This is a genomic window from Methylosinus trichosporium OB3b (assembly GCF_002752655.1).
Classification (GTDB): domain Bacteria; phylum Pseudomonadota; class Alphaproteobacteria; order Rhizobiales; family Beijerinckiaceae; genus Methylosinus; species Methylosinus trichosporium.
Window position 1 is genome coordinate 3291031 of the sequence record NZ_CP023737.1, and the last position, 13846, is coordinate 3304876.

Here is a 13846-nt window from a genome sequence, read left to right on the forward strand (position 1 = left end):
ACGGGGGAAGGCGTCAAGGACAAAAGCTCACGCTGCAATAAATCCGCGGCTGTTGCCGCAGCGTCACAGCGCCTGCAGCGCGGCGCGGCGGCCGGAGGCGAGAGCGCTCTCCACCGAGGGCGCGCCCTGCGCATGCTGGCCGGCGAACACCAGCGGGCCGAGCGGGGCGCAGGCGATGCGGCGCGGCGCGGCGGCGCGGTCCGGCGCCCCGCCCGCCTTGGCGGCCGGCCCGAACAGCCAGCCCGGCGGAGGACGCAACATGCTATGGCCCCAGCGATAGAGATAGAGCGCCGTCACGTCGCGGTCGAAATCGAAATCGGCGCCGCGCAGCACCCGCGCGACGTCGCTGCGCAACGAATCTTCATAATCGGTGAAGGGCGTGCGCATCAGCGCCATGCGCGCCTCGGGCAGCGCGTCGAGCTCGGCGGAGCAGCCGCCATAGAATGTGAGCGTCGTGGCGCGCCCGGCGTCGGCGCGCGCGCCGCCGGCCCAATCGGCGATAGTGAAATTGACGAAATGCCGCCCGCCGAACCAGCTCTGGCTATAGCCCAATCCGAGTTGCACGAGCGGCGCGGCGCGACGCAGCGCGACATTGGCGACGACGATCGGCGCCGCATGGATCTGGCTCCAGGCCTGCCGCCGCGCGGTATCGCTGATGTGGTCGACGAGCCGGCGCGCCGCTTGCGCCGGCGCCGCGACGATGATCCGCCGCGCCTCGACGCGGCGGAACACGCGGTCCTGATGATAGACGAGGCTCGCGCCGGCGCGCTGCGACTGCGGATCGATGCGCAGGACCGTGGCGTTCAATTCGACGCGCGGCGGCGCGTCCGGCTCTTCGCCGAGCCAGCGCTGAAAGCGCCGCGCCAGTTCCGAGGTTCCGCCGGGAAAGGTGAAGATCGCATGGCGCTGGAACTCGCTCGCGAGAAAGCCGATCGCGCTATGGGCGTTCACCTGCGCCGCCGTGCCGCCGAAGGCGGTGAGCGTATAGGCGGTGAAGAAATCGGAAACCGCGGCGTCGCAGCCGAGCGTGATCCGAAGATAGTGGTCGAGGCTCGCCATGGCGAGCGTATCATGTTCCGGCGGGCTCTCGTCGGCCGGATCGGTGACGCCGGCGTCGCCGAGGCGGAGGATCGCTTTACGCGCGCGCTCGAAATCGGCGAGAATTTTCGGCGCATAGGGGAGGCGCGCCAGACCGCTCTCGAATGTGTCGATGCTCCAGCCGCGCGCGCCGGGGAGCGCGCCCGGCGCATGCTCGTCGAGAAAAAAACTGTCGACCGGATCGGAGATGAGCAGAGCGTTCCAATCGACGCCGAGCTCGCGATAGACCGTCTTCAGCCAGTCGCCGCCGGGGATCGCGCAATAGGCGCCGGCGGTCGCGGCCGGCCCGGGGAGAGGCGCGGCGTCGTCGCGGCCGGCGTTGCCGCCGAGCGTCGGCCCCGCCTCGAGGATCAGCAGCCGCGCGGCGGGACGCTCGCGCAAGAAATGAAAAGCGGCGGAGAGCCCGGCGAGGCCGCCGCCGACGATGATCGCGTCGAAGCTCTCGCCGCCGTCGATGATCGGAAAGGCGCCGGCGACATCGTCGCAGCCGGGCGCGACCGTCACCGCATTCGCGCCAATATCGAGCCGGCCATCGCGTAGCCAATGCGAGACGAGGAAGGTCGCGGGAAGATTGCCGCCGCGCAGCACGCGCGGATCGAGGCCGATGGCCCCGTCGCAGGCCTCGCCGGCGGCGAGCGCGCGCAGCGGCGTCAGACCGGCGCCCGCGACGAGCAGGCCATTGACGAAATCACGGCGGGAAATCCCGTCCGTCGTCGTATCGCATCGCGCAGGCTTTCGCAGCATCGGCGTTCCCTGTCGCGGCGTTGGCGTCAGTCGGCGGCGCTCCGCCCGGGCGTGAGCACGATGCGGGCGCGTCCGCGCCGGCTCTTGGCCACCGTCACCCGCCCGCGCGCGTCGCCCGCGCGCATTTCGCTGGTCTCTGCATAAGGCAGGGCCTTGTGGCCGGCGGCGACGGGGCCGAAGGCGGCGAGGCAATGATTATAGGCGTCCGCGGCCTGTATCTGCTCGCAATCGGCGATCGAACGAGGGCCGGCCATGGCCGGAACGGTGACGAGGGTCGCCGCCGCGGCGACCCGAATCATGCGCTGCATGTTCATCCTCTCAATCGTGCTCCCGCTTTCTTGCCTGCGTCTGTGACGATTTTGTGGGCGAGCGCCTCGATCTCGCCATCCGTCAAAGTCTTGTCGCGCGGTTGCAGCGTCACCGCGACGCCGACCGATTTCTGGCCCTCGGGCACGCCCGCCCCCTCATAGACGTCGAACACCGTCACATCGGCGATGAGCGTGCGATCGGCGTTCTGCACCGCCTTGACCAATTCGCCCGCCGGCGCGGCGCGGTCCATGAGGAAAGCGAAATCGCGCGAGAGCGGCTGGAGATCGGAGAGCTCGAGTTTGGGTTTCGCCTTGGTGGGTTTCGCCTTGGGCGCAGGCAGCGCGTCGAGGATGATCTCGAAGACGGCGATGGGACCTTCGACGTCGAGCTGCTGCAGCAGTCGCGGATGCAATTCGCCGAAATGGCCGATGATCGCCTTGGGGCCGAATTGCAGCGTGCCCGACCGGCCCGGATGGTACCAGGAGGGCGCGCCGGCGACGATCTGCAGGCCGCCGGTGGCGACGCCGAGCGATTGCAGCAGCGCGAGCGCGTCGGCCTTCACATCGAACACGCCGGCCGTGCGCTCCTTCCCCGCCCAATGGCGACCGGAGCCGGTCGGCAGAGCGAGGCCGCGGCGCAGGCCGGTCGCGGCGATCTTCTGGCCCTTCTCGTCCTCGCTGAGGAAAATCTGGCCGACCTCGAACAGCGCCACTTCGGCGAAGCCGCGCGCGGCGTTGCGGCCGGCGGCGGCGATGAGGCCGGGCAAGAGGCTCGGCCGCATGTCGGAGAGCTCCGCCGCGATCGGATTGGCGAGCGCCAGCGCCGCGCCGCCGCCGCCGAACGCCTCGGCCTGCTCCTTCGGCACGAAGGACCAGGTGACCGCCTCGACGAGGCCGCGCGCCGCGAGCGCGCGCCGCGCGAAACGCGTGCGCTTCTGCAGCAAGGTGAGAACGGCCTCCGTCACGCCGGCGCAGCGTGGCAGAGGCGCGGCGGCGATATTGTCGAAGCCGACGATGCGCGCGACCTCCTCGACGAGATCGGCCTTGCCTTCGATGTCCGGGCGCCAGCTCGGGACGGTGACGAGCGCGTCGTCGTCGCCCGCTTCGACCGCAAAGCCGAGGCGCGTCAAAATAGCGGCGGAATCGGCGCGCGAGACATCGAGGCCAGTGAGCCGCTTGGTCTCGCCAAAGGGAAAGCGCAGCTGGCGCGGCGGCGTTTCCGCCGAGCCGGCGACCACGATGTCGGAGGCTTCGCCGCCGCAGAATTCGAGCACCAGCTTCGTCGCCAGCTCGAGGCCGGGCAGAGCGAAAGCCGGGTCGACGCCGCGCTCGAACCGATAGCGCGCATCGGTGGAGATGCCGAGCTTGCGGCCGGCATGGGCGATATTGGTCGGATCCCACAGAGCCGTCTCGATGAGGACGTCGGTCGTCGCCTCCGAGCAGCCCGAATGCTCGCCTCCCATGACGCCGGCGAGAGATTCGGGGCCATTGTCGTCGGCGATGACGACCATGTCGGCGTCGAGAGCATAGGTCTTGCCATCCAGCGCGAGCAATTCCTCGCCGGCGCGCGCGCGGCGCACGACGAGATCGCCGGCCACCTTCCCAGCGTCGAACACATGCAACGGACGCGCGCGGTCGAAGGTCAGATAATTGGTGACGTCGACGAGCGCATTGATCGGGCGAAGGCCGATGGCGCGCAGACGATCCTGCAGCCAGGCGGGGCTCTGCCCATTGTTCACGCCGCGCACGAGGCGCAGCGCGAACAGCGGAGCGAGATGCGTGTCCGCATCGGCGAAGTCGAGCGTCACGCGCTGCGGCATGGCGAAGCGGCCCTCGATCGTCTCGATCGGCAACGTCTTCAGCGTGCCGAGGCCGGCCGCGGCGAGGTCGCGGGCAATGCCGAAAATGCCGGCGGCGTCGGGCCGGTTCGGCGTGAGATTGATCTCGATCACCGGATCGTCGAGCCCCGCCCATTTGGCGTAAGGCGCGCCGACGGGCGCGTCCTGCGGCAGCTCGATGATGCCGTCATGATCGTTCGACAATTCGAGCTCGGCCGCCGAGCACAGCATGCCGAGCGATTCGACGCCGCGGATGACGCCCTTGCCGAGCGTGATCTTTTTACCGGGAATATAGGTCCCCGGCGCGGAGAACACGCTTCTCAATCCCGTGCGCGCATTGGGCGCGCCGCAGACGACCTGCACCGGCGCGCCGGCGCCCGCATCGACCATGCAGACGCGCAGCCGATCGGCGTTGGGATGGGGCTTCGCCTCGAGCACATGCGCGATGACGAAGTCCTTCAGCTGCGCGGCGGGATCATGCACATGCTCGACCTCGAGGCCGATGCGCGTCAGAGTTTCGACCACCTCGTCGAGCGTCGCGCTCGTCTCGAGATGGTCCTTGAGCCAGGAGAGTGTGAGTTTCATTGATCGAGCTTTCGAAGCTTTTTGTTCATTGCAGGAAGCCCGGCGCCTTCGGGCCGTGCGACATGCTGGCGCGTCGATCGACGCGCTTTCGAGAGCGACTTCACGGCATACGGTTCTTGAACAGCAGATGCACGGACAAGGTTGGGCGTTCGGCCGGCTCCAGGCCTTTCAGCCGTTCGACGGCGCTCTTGGCCGCCTCCATCAGCTCCAGGCATTCTTCGCGCCGCAGCAAATCTCGCCTTGGAGGCATGTAGTCCGCCTTGTGTCGCGCGCTTTGAAGAGCGACGACATAATCTCCGATCGTCTTTCAGTGGCGAGCGTTCGAAGGCGCTTTTCAGCGGACCATGGTCCAACGCGCGGTAGACGCGTTCGTAATCTCGTGACGATCTTCCGTTCTTGCCGATCAGCTCGTCGGCGCACAGACGCGCGAGTGCGTGAAAGACGGCGTAATAGGCGGTGCTCACGGCGCGCCGCCGGAAGACGGCGCTTCGCACGTCCTGCGATTGCAGGTCTTCCGCGAGCGACAACAGCCGTTCTACCATCGTGTTCATCGCTCGAGCTCGTCTTCATCCTCGTCGACCTCGCGCTCCGATCCCGGGTAATCATGAGTCAGAATGACGAAGCGCTCTTCGCCGGACTTCGACAATTCGTCGCGTATGGCTCCGGCCGAGGAGACGAATGTGCGAAGATCGTGGAGCGGGCGAGCGAAATGCGCCATCACTCGAACGATCGGCCCGCCGTCGAAATCTTCTTCCGTCGCTGCTTCGGCGTTCAGGAAACCGGCCTCTGCGAAACGACGCTTCAGGACCGCCGTCGCGATCTCGCCGATCTTGGAGTCGGTCATCATCGACATGTCTCCATTGACTTTTAGCCGCTCAATCCCCCCGCCAGCGTCGGGAAGTCCAGCGGCCGGAAGCCGTAATGCGTCAGCCAGCGCACATCGGCCTCGAAGAAGGCGCGCAGATCCGACATGCCGTATTTCAGCATGGCGAGCCGATCGATGCCGAGGCCGAAGGCGAAGCCCTGATATTTGTCCGGATCGAGTCCGCAATTGCGCAGCACATTGGGATGCACCATGCCGCAGCCCAGGATCTCCATCCAATCCTCGCCCTCGCCGAAGCGGATGTCGCCGCCCTGGCGCCGGCACTGCACATCCACCTCCGCCGACGGCTCGGTGAAGGGGAAGAAGGACGGACGAAAGCGCATCTTCACCGCCTTCACCTCGAAGAAGGCCTTCAGAAACTCTTCCAGCACCCATTTCAGATGGCCCATATGGGTCGCCTCGTCGATGACGAGCCCCTCGACCTGATGGAACATCGGCGTATGCGTCTGGTCGCTGTCGCAGCGATAGGTGCGGCCGGGGCAGATGACGCGGATCGGCGGCGCCTTGCTCAGCATTGTGCGCACCTGCACCGGGCTCGTATGCGTGCGCAGCAGCTTGCGCTTGCCGTCCGCGCCCGGCGCAAAGAAGAAAGTGTCGTGCATCTCCCGCGCCGGATGGCCCTCGGGGAAGTTCAGCTTGGTGAAATTATAATCGTCGCTCTCTATGTCCGGCCCCTCGGCGACGGAGAAGCCCATATCGGCGAAGATCGCCGTCAGCTCGTCCACCACCTGCGAGATCGGATGGATGCGGCCGAGGTCCTGGCCGCTCTCCTGCACGGGAAGCGTCACGTCGAGCGTCTCGGCGGCGAGGCGCTTTTCCAGCGCCTGCGCCTGCAGCGTCTCGCGCCGCGCCGTGATCGCCGCCGTCGCCTTGTCCTTCAGCGCATTGATCTTCGCGCCTTCGGTCTTGCGCTCGTCGGGCGACATTTTGCCGAGCGTCGAGAGCAGAGCCGAGATGCCGCCCTTCTTGCCCAGCGCGCCGACGCGCACCGCTTCCAGCGCCGCCTCGTCCGCCGCCGCCGCGATCGCCGCCAAAGTCTGCGTCTCAAGTTCAGCGATATCCGTCATCGTCTCCGCCACGCGGTTGAAATTTCTGTGGCGGTTCTGCCACGCTCGGGCAAGGATGTCGAGAACGCGGGGGCTCAGCGCCCGGCCGCGCCCTCGCGCCAGAGCCCGCGGGCGGCTTCGGCGATCACCGCCTCCTCATTGGTGGCGACGACCAGAACCTCGGCCGCGCCGGCGCCGATCGATAGCGCGCCGCGGGCGTTGGCCGCGTCGTCGAGCGCCACGCCGAGATAGCCGAGATAGCCGCAGATGCGCGCGCGCATCGTCGGCGAATTCTCGCCGATTCCGGCCGTGAACACGAGACAGTCGAGTCCGCCCAGCGCGCTCGCCAGCGAGCCGATCTCGCGCGCGGCGCGATAGGCGAACAGCGCCATCGCCTCCTCGGCGACAGGCGAGCCGTCGGCCTCGAGCGCGCGCAGATCGTCGCTGATCCCGGAGACGCCGAGGAGGCCCGATTCGTCATAGAGCAGCTTATGCACGGCCAGCGCCGACAGGCCCTCCTGCAGAATGAGATGCAGCAGCAGCCCGGGATCGATCGCGCCGCTGCGCGAGCCCATCATCAGCCCGTCGAGCGCGGTGAAGCCCATCGTCGTGGCGACGCTCTCGAGTCCGCGCATCGCGCAGAGGCTCGCGCCATGGCCGAGATGCGCGACGATCACGCGGCCTTGCGCTCGCTCGGGCAGCAGCCGCCGCAGCTCCTGCGCGATGAATTGATAGGAGAGCCCATGGAAGCCGTAGCGCAGCACGCCGCGCTCGGCGAAGGCGCGCGGCAGCGGAAACAATTGCGCGACGCGCGGCTGCGTCCGGTGGAAGGCCGTGTCGAAACAGGCGATCTGCGGCAAATCGGGCCGGCTCGCCAGCAGGCTGTGGATCGGCGCGAGATTATGCGGCTGATGGCCGGGCGCGAGCGGAATATAAGCCTCGAGACGCGCCAGAATCTCCGGCGTCACCCGCACGGGGGACGAAAACTCCGCTCCGCCATGCACGACTCTATGGCCGACGACGGCGAGCTCCAGCTCCGGCAGGCGCGCGCCGATGCGCTCGATCAGCCAACGCGCCGCGCCTTCATGATCGATGTCCGGCGCGAGCGCGGCTCCGGCCGCGAGCGGTTCCGCGGCGGACCCCTGCGCGGAAAAATGCGCCGCCTGCCCCTTGGCGCCGAGCGCCGCAGCCGCGCCGCGACAGAGAGGCGTGAGCGACGACGCGTCATAGAGCGCGAATTTGAGGCTGGACGAGCCGGCGTTCAGCGCGAGCAGGACGCCGGTCACACGGCCTCCAGCGTGCGATGGGCGAAGAGCTGCGCCAGCGCGCAGGAGACGACGCGCGCGCGCACGCCGTCGGCGCGGCTCGTCAGCACGATCGGCGCGCGGGCCCCGAGCACGAGCCCCGCATCCTCGGCTCCGGCGAGATAGACGAGCTGCTTGGCGAGGATGTTGCCGGCCTCGAGATCCGGCGCGAGCAGAATATCGGCGTCGCCGGCGACGCTCGACGTGATGCCCTTGGTCTTGGCCGCCTCCAGCGAGATGGCGTTGTCGAAAGCGAGCGGACCATCGACGTCGGCGCCGGTGATCTGGCCGCGGTCGGCCATCTTGCAGAGCGCGGCCGCGTCGATCGTCGAGGGGATCGCGGCGTCGACGGTCTCGACCGCCGAGAGCGCCGCGAGCTTCGGGCGCGCGATGCCGAGCGCATGCGCGAGGTCGATGGCGTTCTGGGCGATGTCGCGCTTGGCCGCGAGCGTCGGCGCGATGTTGATGGCCGCGTCGGTGACGAGCAGCGGCTTGCAATAGCTCGGCACGTCGAGCACGAAGACGTGGCTGATGCGCCGCTCGGTGCGCAGTCCCGAGCCCTCGCGCACCACGGCGCCCATCAGCTCGTCGGTATGCAGCGAGCCCTTCATCAGCGCGTCGACCTCGCCGCCGCGCACGAGCTCGACGGCGCGGGCGGCGGCGGCATGGCTGTGGGGAGCGTCGACGAGATCGAGATCGTCGAGCGAGATCCCGGCCGCCGCTGCGACGGAGGCGATTTTTGCGCGCGGAGCGACGATCACCGGCGTCACCAGACCGGCGTCGCGCGCTGCGAGCGCGCCCTTCAGCGAGACCGGGTCACAAGGATGAACGACGCCCATGCGGATCGGCGGCAAGGCGCGGCAGCGCTCGAGCAGCTCGTCGAAAAAGGCGCGGCAGACGTGCGCGTCGGACGCGCCCGTTCGGTTGAACAGCATCTTCCGTCTCCGATCCGCGCCCGACGTTCCGCCGTCAGTCGCTGGGGAAGGAGGCGACCTCCGTGCCGCCATCGGATCGCGGCGCCGGCCGCGAGCAGCGGTCGTCGACGCGCTTTTCGCTGGAGGTCAGGCCGATCCAGGCGCCGATGCGCTCGGAATCGAACCCCGCCTCGCAGCGGCCGCCGACCTTGATCAGCGGCCTGCGGATCAATATCGGGTCGACGATCATCATGACCAGCGCCGCCTGAGGCGTGATCTTCTCGACATCGATCTCGCCGGACTTCACCTGCGGCGCCGCGGGATTGAACCATTCCCTGACCGGCGTCTCGCCGAAATAGGGTCGCAGGCTGGAGACGCTCCACGGCTCGGAGAGAAGATCGCGCACGTCGAGCGAATGGCCCGAAGCGACGAGGAGGGCTTTCTGCCGCGCATTGCTGGCGCAGCCGGGCTTCTCATAAAAAATCACGTCGGCCATGCGTCACCTCGGAATTACCGGTCCCGACGAAGGATTGGGCTGGAGCATAGCGCAGAATTTTGCATCGCGGAACGACGGATTCCGTCTTGCGGCAAAATTCAGGTCGCCCGGAGGAGTTGTCGCGGCGCGTTCCCGCCGGCGCGGGCCGCGCTCTCTATTCCGCGGCGCCGTATTTGTGCAGATGGGCGCCATGCGCCGAGAGCCAGGCCTCGGCGCGATCGGTCTGCGGACAAAGCCGCCGCGCCAGCGCCCAGAAACGTTCGGAATGATCGAGATGCTGGAGATGCGCCACCTCATGCGCGGCGAGATAGTCGAGCACGAAAGGCGGCGCCATCACCAGCCGCCAGGAGAAATTCAGCGAGCCCGAGGCCGAGCAGGAGCCCCAGCGGCTCACCGTGTCGCGCAGGCCGACGCCGCGCGGCGGCAGGCCGAGCGCGCGCGTGTGATGCAGCACCGCGCGCTCGAGATCGCCGCGCGCCTCGCGCTTGAAAAAATCGACGACGCGCCGATGCATATGCTCCGCGGCGCCGGCGACGCAGAGCTCGACGGCCGCAGCGTCTTCCTCGGGCGCTTCGATCCACACCGTGCCGCGCGCGCCGGGGCGATGCGCGAGCCTGTGGTCGACGCCGCGCATCGGCACGATCGCGCCATGCTCGAAGGGGATGATGTCGGGCAGACGGCGCAGACGCGCGGATATCCAGGCGGCGTGACGCTCGGTGAACTCCCGCGCCTCGCGCAGGGACGAGCGCGACGGCATTGTGAGAACGGCGTCGCGCGCCGCGAAGCGCACGCGCAGAGTGAAACGGCGCGCGGCGGCGGAGCGCCGCAACGACACCGCGATCGTCTCGCCCGCATGCGAGACGGTGATGACCGAGGAGCCGGCGGCCTTGGCGAGACCATCGCGTCTGATTCGAAGCATGACGGGATGCTAACGCAAAGCGCCCGCACGTCGCGAGAGCGAAGTGCGGCGCTTACGAAAAAAACCGGAGGCGTTGCATTTGCGCCTCTATCGCGCGCTCACAGATAGCGCTGCAGATCGCGCGCGGCGTCCGCCGGCTTGCGGGAGAGATTGAACGAGCTGACGAAGCGGCCGTTCTTGTCCATGAGATAGACGACGGTCGTGTGGTCGACGGCGTAATCCCCGCCGCTCTCCCCGGCCTTCTTGGAATAGATCCGATATTCCTGCAGCACAGGGTCGATCGCGGCGCGGTCGCCGGAGACGCCGACGATGCGCGGATCGAAATTGGAGAGATAGTCCTTCATGATCGCCGGCGTGTCGCGCTCGGGATCCACGGTGACGAACAGAGCGCCGGCGTTGGCGTCGGGGCCGAGCGCGCGCAACACCTCCGAGATCTCGAACAGAGTGGCGTGACAAATGTCGGGGCAATGCGTGTAGCCGAAGAACACCAGGAACGGGCGCCCGAGGAAGTCCTTCTCGGTCACCTCCTGGCCATTCTGCGCCACGAGCCGGAACGGTCCGCCGATCGCGGAGGCCGGCGGCGGCGGCGGCTTCAGGCTGGTGACGACGACGAGCGCCGCGAAGGCCACGAGGCACGCGCCGCCGATCGCGAGGAGCGGCAGCTTCGGAAGACCGCCGCTCTTGGCGCGGCTCTTTTGCGAACCCTTGGCGAAACTCTTGGACATCGGCGTTCTTCCCATTGGATTTTTGTTCGTGTCTCACTGCCGCGCGCTGCGTCGATCGAGGAGGACGACAGACATGAGCTCGCTCGCTTCGACGAAAGACCGCGCCTCCCTCGCGCGGCTCGGAGCCATGCGGCGCGGGTCCGTGCGATCGGCGCGTCTGCGGCGGCCAGACCGGCGATCGTCGTCGAGGCTCCTCTCCGCCGCGGAACTTAGCCTGCGGAGCAGCGTTCGCCAAGCGTCGCCGATTCTCATGTCGGCGCCGCATCGCAGCGAAAGCAGGCGGCGCCGAAATCCGCGCCCGCGCCGGCGCGCTCGAGATATATAAGACCGCCCGGCCGATTCCCGCCCGGCCAGGCGCACGAGAGGCGCGAAGACATGTGCGAAGATGCGAACGCCGTTCCCGGCAAGATCCTGGTCGGCGCGAACGCCGACGGCGTCTATTCTTACCTGACGCTCGCGGTCGGCAATCGCCACGGCCTCGTCGCCGGCGCGACCGGCGGCGGCAAGACCGTGACGTTGCAGCGTCTCGCCGAAGGTTTCTCCAACGCCGGGACGGCCGTGTTCATGGCCGATGTCAAAGGCGATCTCGCCGGCCTGTCGCAGCCGGGCGAGCCGCGCCAGGCGTTCGTCGACCGCTGTCTCGAAATCGGCCTCGCTTACGAGCCGGATCGCTTTCCCGTCGTGTTCTGGGACATTTTCGGCGAGCAGGGACATCCGGTGCGCGCCACCATCGCCGAGATGGGGCCGCTGCTGCTCGCGCGGCTGCTCGAGCTCAACGAGATTCAAGAGGGCGTGCTCAATGTGGTGTTTCGCGTCGCCGACGAGCAGGGCCTGCTGCTGCTGGACCTCAAGGATCTGCGCGCGGCGCTGAAGTTCGTCGCCGATCATGCGAGCGAATTGCAGACCAAATATGGCAATGTCGCGCCGGCCTCGATCGGCGCGATCCAGCGCCAATTGCTGACGCTCGAGGCGCAGGGCGGCGAGAAATTCTTCGGCGAGCCGGCGCTCGACATCGCCGACTTCCTGCGCGCCGACCGCGACGGGCGCGGCGTCATCAATATTCTCGCGGCCGACCGGCTGATGCGCTCGCCGCGTCTCTACGCTACTTTTCTCCTGTGGCTCTTGTCCGAGCTGTTCGAGCAATTGCCCGAGGTCGGCGATCTCGCGCAGCCCAAGCTCGTGTTCTTCTTCGACGAGGCGCATCTTCTGTTCGACGATGCGCCCAAGCCGCTGCTCACCGCGATCGAGCAGGTGGTGCGGCTCATTCGCTCCAAGGGCGTCGGCGTCTATTTCGTCACGCAGAACCCGCTCGACGTGCCCGATACGGTGCTGGGCCAGCTCGGCAATCGCGTGCAGCATGCGCTGCGCGCCTTCACGCCGCGCGACCAGCGCGCCGTGCGCGCCGCGGCCGAGACGTTTCGGCGCAACCCCGCCTTCGACACGTCGGAGGCGATCATGCAGCTCGGCGTCGGCGAAGGTCTCGTCTCCATGCTCGACGCCAAGGGCAAGCCCGAGGTCGTGGACCGCGTGCTGATCGCCCCGCCCGCCGCCCGCGTCGGGCCCGTCACGCCGCAGGAGCGCGCGCAGACGCTGGCGACGAGCGCCTTGCGCGGCAAATATGATACGGCCGTCGATCGCGAATCGGCCTATGAGGTGCTGCAGAAGCGGGCCGAAGGCCATTTGCGCTCGGCGGGCGCGGGGCCGGCCGGCGGCGCCCCGGTCGAGGCCGGCGCCTCCTCCGGCGGCGGGCTGACGGGCATGCTCGGCGGCCTCGTCGGCGGCCTGTTCAAGCGCGAGAACCCGAAGCGCCTCTCGGCCGGCGAGCTGGCGCTGCGCTCGGCCGTGCAATCGGCGGCGCGCTCGATCGGCACGCAGGTGGCGAAGGAAGTGCTGCGCGGCGTGCTCGGCGGCATCTCGCGCTGAGCCGGTTCAGCCCGGCGCCTTGCCGGCGCCGCGTCCGGCGATCAGCCAATAGATCGCGCCCGTCAGCGCTCCGGTGAGGAAGAACAGCAGCGCGAAACGGCCTTCGGCGGCGGTCATCTCGCCCGCCCGGGCCGAGCCGCGCGCCGCCCGCAGGATCCACGGTGCGGCCGCGGCGAGCAGCCCGGTCGCGCCGATATACCAGGCGGAGGCGCGCACGCCGGCCGCCTCCCCGATCAGCGCCACCACGGCGAGCGGCGCCGCGCAGACTCCGACGCCCACGGCCCAGAAGACGAAACCGAGCGCCGCCGCCGCCTCGTCCGGTCCATAGGCGTCGGCGAAATCGCCGAACAGCGCGCGGAGCGCCAGGCCGAGACCGACGTCGCGCGTCGTCGCATCGAAGAGCGCGGCGAGCGGCAGAAAGATCATCCCCGCTCCGGCCGCGAACAGAAAGCCGAAGGGGATCACGACGAGACGACGCAGCATCGGCGAAGGGTGGCTTTCAGGGCTCGAGGACCGAGTCCCAATAGAGATAATCGAGCCAGCTGTCGTGCAGATAATTGGGCGGGAACAGCCGGCCGTTGCGATGCAGATCGGCGACGCTCGGCTGGAACGGAGGCTGGGCCGGAATCATATGCGCCTCGAACGGCAGCCGGTCGCCCTTGCGCAGATTGCAGGGCGAGCAGGCCGCGACGACGTTCTCCCATGTGGTCGCCCCGCCCTTGGAGCGCGGGATCACGTGATCGAAGGTGAGGTCATGCTGCGCGCCGCAGTATTGGCAGGTGAAGCGGTCGCGCAGAAACACGTTGAAGCGCGTGAACGCCGGATGGCGCGCCGGCCGCACATAGGACTTGAGCGAGACCACAGAGGGCAGGCGCATCTCATAGGTCGGGCTTTTGACCGTCTTGTCATATTCCGAGACGATATTGACCCGGTCGAGGAACACGGCCTTGATCGCGTCCTGCCAGCCCCAGAGCGAAAGAGGGTAGTAGCTCAGCGGCCGGTAATCGGCGTTGAGCACCAGCGCAGGGCAGGCCTGCGGGGAGACAATGGACTGCCGAAAGTG

General features: G+C 68.3%; 14 protein-coding genes. 1 reads left to right on the plus strand and 13 read right to left on the minus strand.

What is annotated here, in order from left to right:
• Positions 1–63: 63 nt before the first annotated feature.
• From CQW49_RS15775 to CQW49_RS15820, 11 genes are all read right to left on the minus strand, one after another.
• Positions 64–1842, minus strand: coding sequence for an FAD-dependent oxidoreductase (locus tag CQW49_RS15775; RefSeq protein ID WP_003610102.1), 1779 nt, complete (start codon positions 1840–1842; stop codon positions 64–66).
• 26 nt (positions 1843–1868) lie between these two features.
• Positions 1869–2150: a hypothetical protein gene (locus tag CQW49_RS15780; protein WP_003610100.1), complete on the minus strand. Its 282-nt coding sequence runs from the start codon at positions 2148–2150 to the stop codon at positions 1869–1871.
• 2 nt (positions 2151–2152) lie between these two features.
• The gene (gene pheT, locus CQW49_RS15785; protein ID WP_003610098.1) at positions 2153–4573 is read right to left on the minus strand and encodes a phenylalanine--tRNA ligase subunit beta; all 2421 of its coding nucleotides are present in this window, start codon (positions 4571–4573) and stop codon (positions 2153–2155) included.
• A gap of 100 nt (positions 4574–4673) precedes the next feature.
• Positions 4674–4823, minus strand: coding sequence for a hypothetical protein (locus tag CQW49_RS25165; RefSeq protein WP_003610096.1), 150 nt, complete (start codon positions 4821–4823; stop codon positions 4674–4676).
• Positions 4824–5120: 297 nt separating this feature from the next.
• Positions 5121–5420, minus strand: a complete 300-nt coding sequence (locus CQW49_RS15790; protein WP_003610095.1) for a hypothetical protein — start codon at positions 5418–5420, stop codon at positions 5121–5123.
• A 20-nt stretch (positions 5421–5440) separates the two neighbouring features.
• Complete coding sequence (pheS, locus tag CQW49_RS15795; RefSeq protein WP_003610093.1) at positions 5441–6523, minus strand: phenylalanine--tRNA ligase subunit alpha; 1083 nt, start codon at positions 6521–6523, stop codon at positions 5441–5443.
• 74 nt (positions 6524–6597) lie between these two features.
• The gene (locus CQW49_RS15800) at positions 6598–7788 is read right to left on the minus strand and encodes an acetate/propionate family kinase (protein WP_003610091.1); all 1191 of its coding nucleotides are present in this window, start codon (positions 7786–7788) and stop codon (positions 6598–6600) included.
• Positions 7785–8741, minus strand: a complete 957-nt coding sequence (locus tag CQW49_RS15805) for a bifunctional enoyl-CoA hydratase/phosphate acetyltransferase (protein WP_003610089.1) — start codon at positions 8739–8741, stop codon at positions 7785–7787. Before CQW49_RS15805 ends, CQW49_RS15800 begins: the two co-directional genes overlap by 4 nt.
• Positions 8742–8775: 34 nt before the next feature.
• On the minus strand, positions 8776–9216 hold the full coding sequence (locus CQW49_RS15810) for an ArsC/Spx/MgsR family protein (protein ID WP_003610087.1): 441 nt from the start codon (positions 9214–9216) through the stop codon (positions 8776–8778).
• Between the two features lie 154 nt (positions 9217–9370).
• Positions 9371–10135: a M48 family metallopeptidase gene (locus CQW49_RS15815; protein ID WP_003610084.1), complete on the minus strand. Its 765-nt coding sequence runs from the start codon at positions 10133–10135 to the stop codon at positions 9371–9373.
• A 98-nt stretch (positions 10136–10233) separates the two neighbouring features.
• Entirely contained in the window at positions 10234–10860 is a 627-nt protein-coding gene (locus CQW49_RS15820; RefSeq protein WP_003610082.1) for an SCO family protein, read from the minus strand.
• 375 nt (positions 10861–11235) lie between these two features.
• On the opposite strand from CQW49_RS15820, the gene CQW49_RS15830 reads away from it, so the two are divergent.
• Positions 11236–12783, plus strand: coding sequence for a helicase HerA-like domain-containing protein (locus CQW49_RS15830; protein ID WP_003610080.1), 1548 nt, complete (start codon positions 11236–11238; stop codon positions 12781–12783).
• Positions 12784–12789: 6 nt separating this feature from the next.
• On the opposite strand, the gene CQW49_RS15835 is transcribed toward CQW49_RS15830, so the two are convergent.
• Positions 12790–13266, minus strand: coding sequence for a hypothetical protein (locus tag CQW49_RS15835; RefSeq protein ID WP_003610078.1), 477 nt, complete (start codon positions 13264–13266; stop codon positions 12790–12792).
• 16 nt (positions 13267–13282) lie between these two features.
• On the minus strand, positions 13283–13801 hold the full coding sequence (locus tag CQW49_RS15840; protein WP_024749610.1) for an HNH endonuclease: 519 nt from the start codon (positions 13799–13801) through the stop codon (positions 13283–13285).
• Positions 13802–13846 lie beyond the last annotated feature (45 nt).

What these genes read in the sequence shown, in the direction of transcription:
- CQW49_RS15775 (WP_003610102.1), bottom strand. Translation starts at nt 1,842, where the DNA reads ATGCTGCGAAAGCCTGCGCGATGCGATACGACGACGGACGGGATTTCC.
- CQW49_RS15780 (WP_003610100.1), bottom strand. Translation starts at nt 2,150, where the DNA reads ATGCAGCGCATGATTCGGGTCGCCGCGGCGGCGACCCTCGTCACCGTT.
- pheT (WP_003610098.1), bottom strand. Translation starts at nt 4,573, where the DNA reads ATGAAACTCACACTCTCCTGGCTCAAGGACCATCTCGAGACGAGCGCG.
- CQW49_RS25165 (WP_003610096.1), bottom strand. Translation starts at nt 4,823, where the DNA reads ATGCCTCCAAGGCGAGATTTGCTGCGGCGCGAAGAATGCCTGGAGCTG.
- CQW49_RS15790 (WP_003610095.1), bottom strand. Translation starts at nt 5,420, where the DNA reads ATGATGACCGACTCCAAGATCGGCGAGATCGCGACGGCGGTCCTGAAG.
- pheS (WP_003610093.1), bottom strand. Translation starts at nt 6,523, where the DNA reads ATGACGGATATCGCTGAACTTGAGACGCAGACTTTGGCGGCGATCGCG.
- CQW49_RS15805 (WP_003610089.1), bottom strand. Translation starts at nt 8,741, where the DNA reads ATGCTGTTCAACCGAACGGGCGCGTCCGACGCGCACGTCTGCCGCGCC.
- CQW49_RS15810 (WP_003610087.1), bottom strand. Translation starts at nt 9,216, where the DNA reads ATGGCCGACGTGATTTTTTATGAGAAGCCCGGCTGCGCCAGCAATGCG.
- CQW49_RS15815 (WP_003610084.1), bottom strand. Translation starts at nt 10,135, where the DNA reads ATGCTTCGAATCAGACGCGATGGTCTCGCCAAGGCCGCCGGCTCCTCG.
- CQW49_RS15820 (WP_003610082.1), bottom strand. Translation starts at nt 10,860, where the DNA reads ATGTCCAAGAGTTTCGCCAAGGGTTCGCAAAAGAGCCGCGCCAAGAGC.
- CQW49_RS15830 (WP_003610080.1), top strand. Translation starts at nt 11,236, where the DNA reads ATGTGCGAAGATGCGAACGCCGTTCCCGGCAAGATCCTGGTCGGCGCG.
- CQW49_RS15835 (WP_003610078.1), bottom strand. Translation starts at nt 13,266, where the DNA reads ATGCTGCGTCGTCTCGTCGTGATCCCCTTCGGCTTTCTGTTCGCGGCC.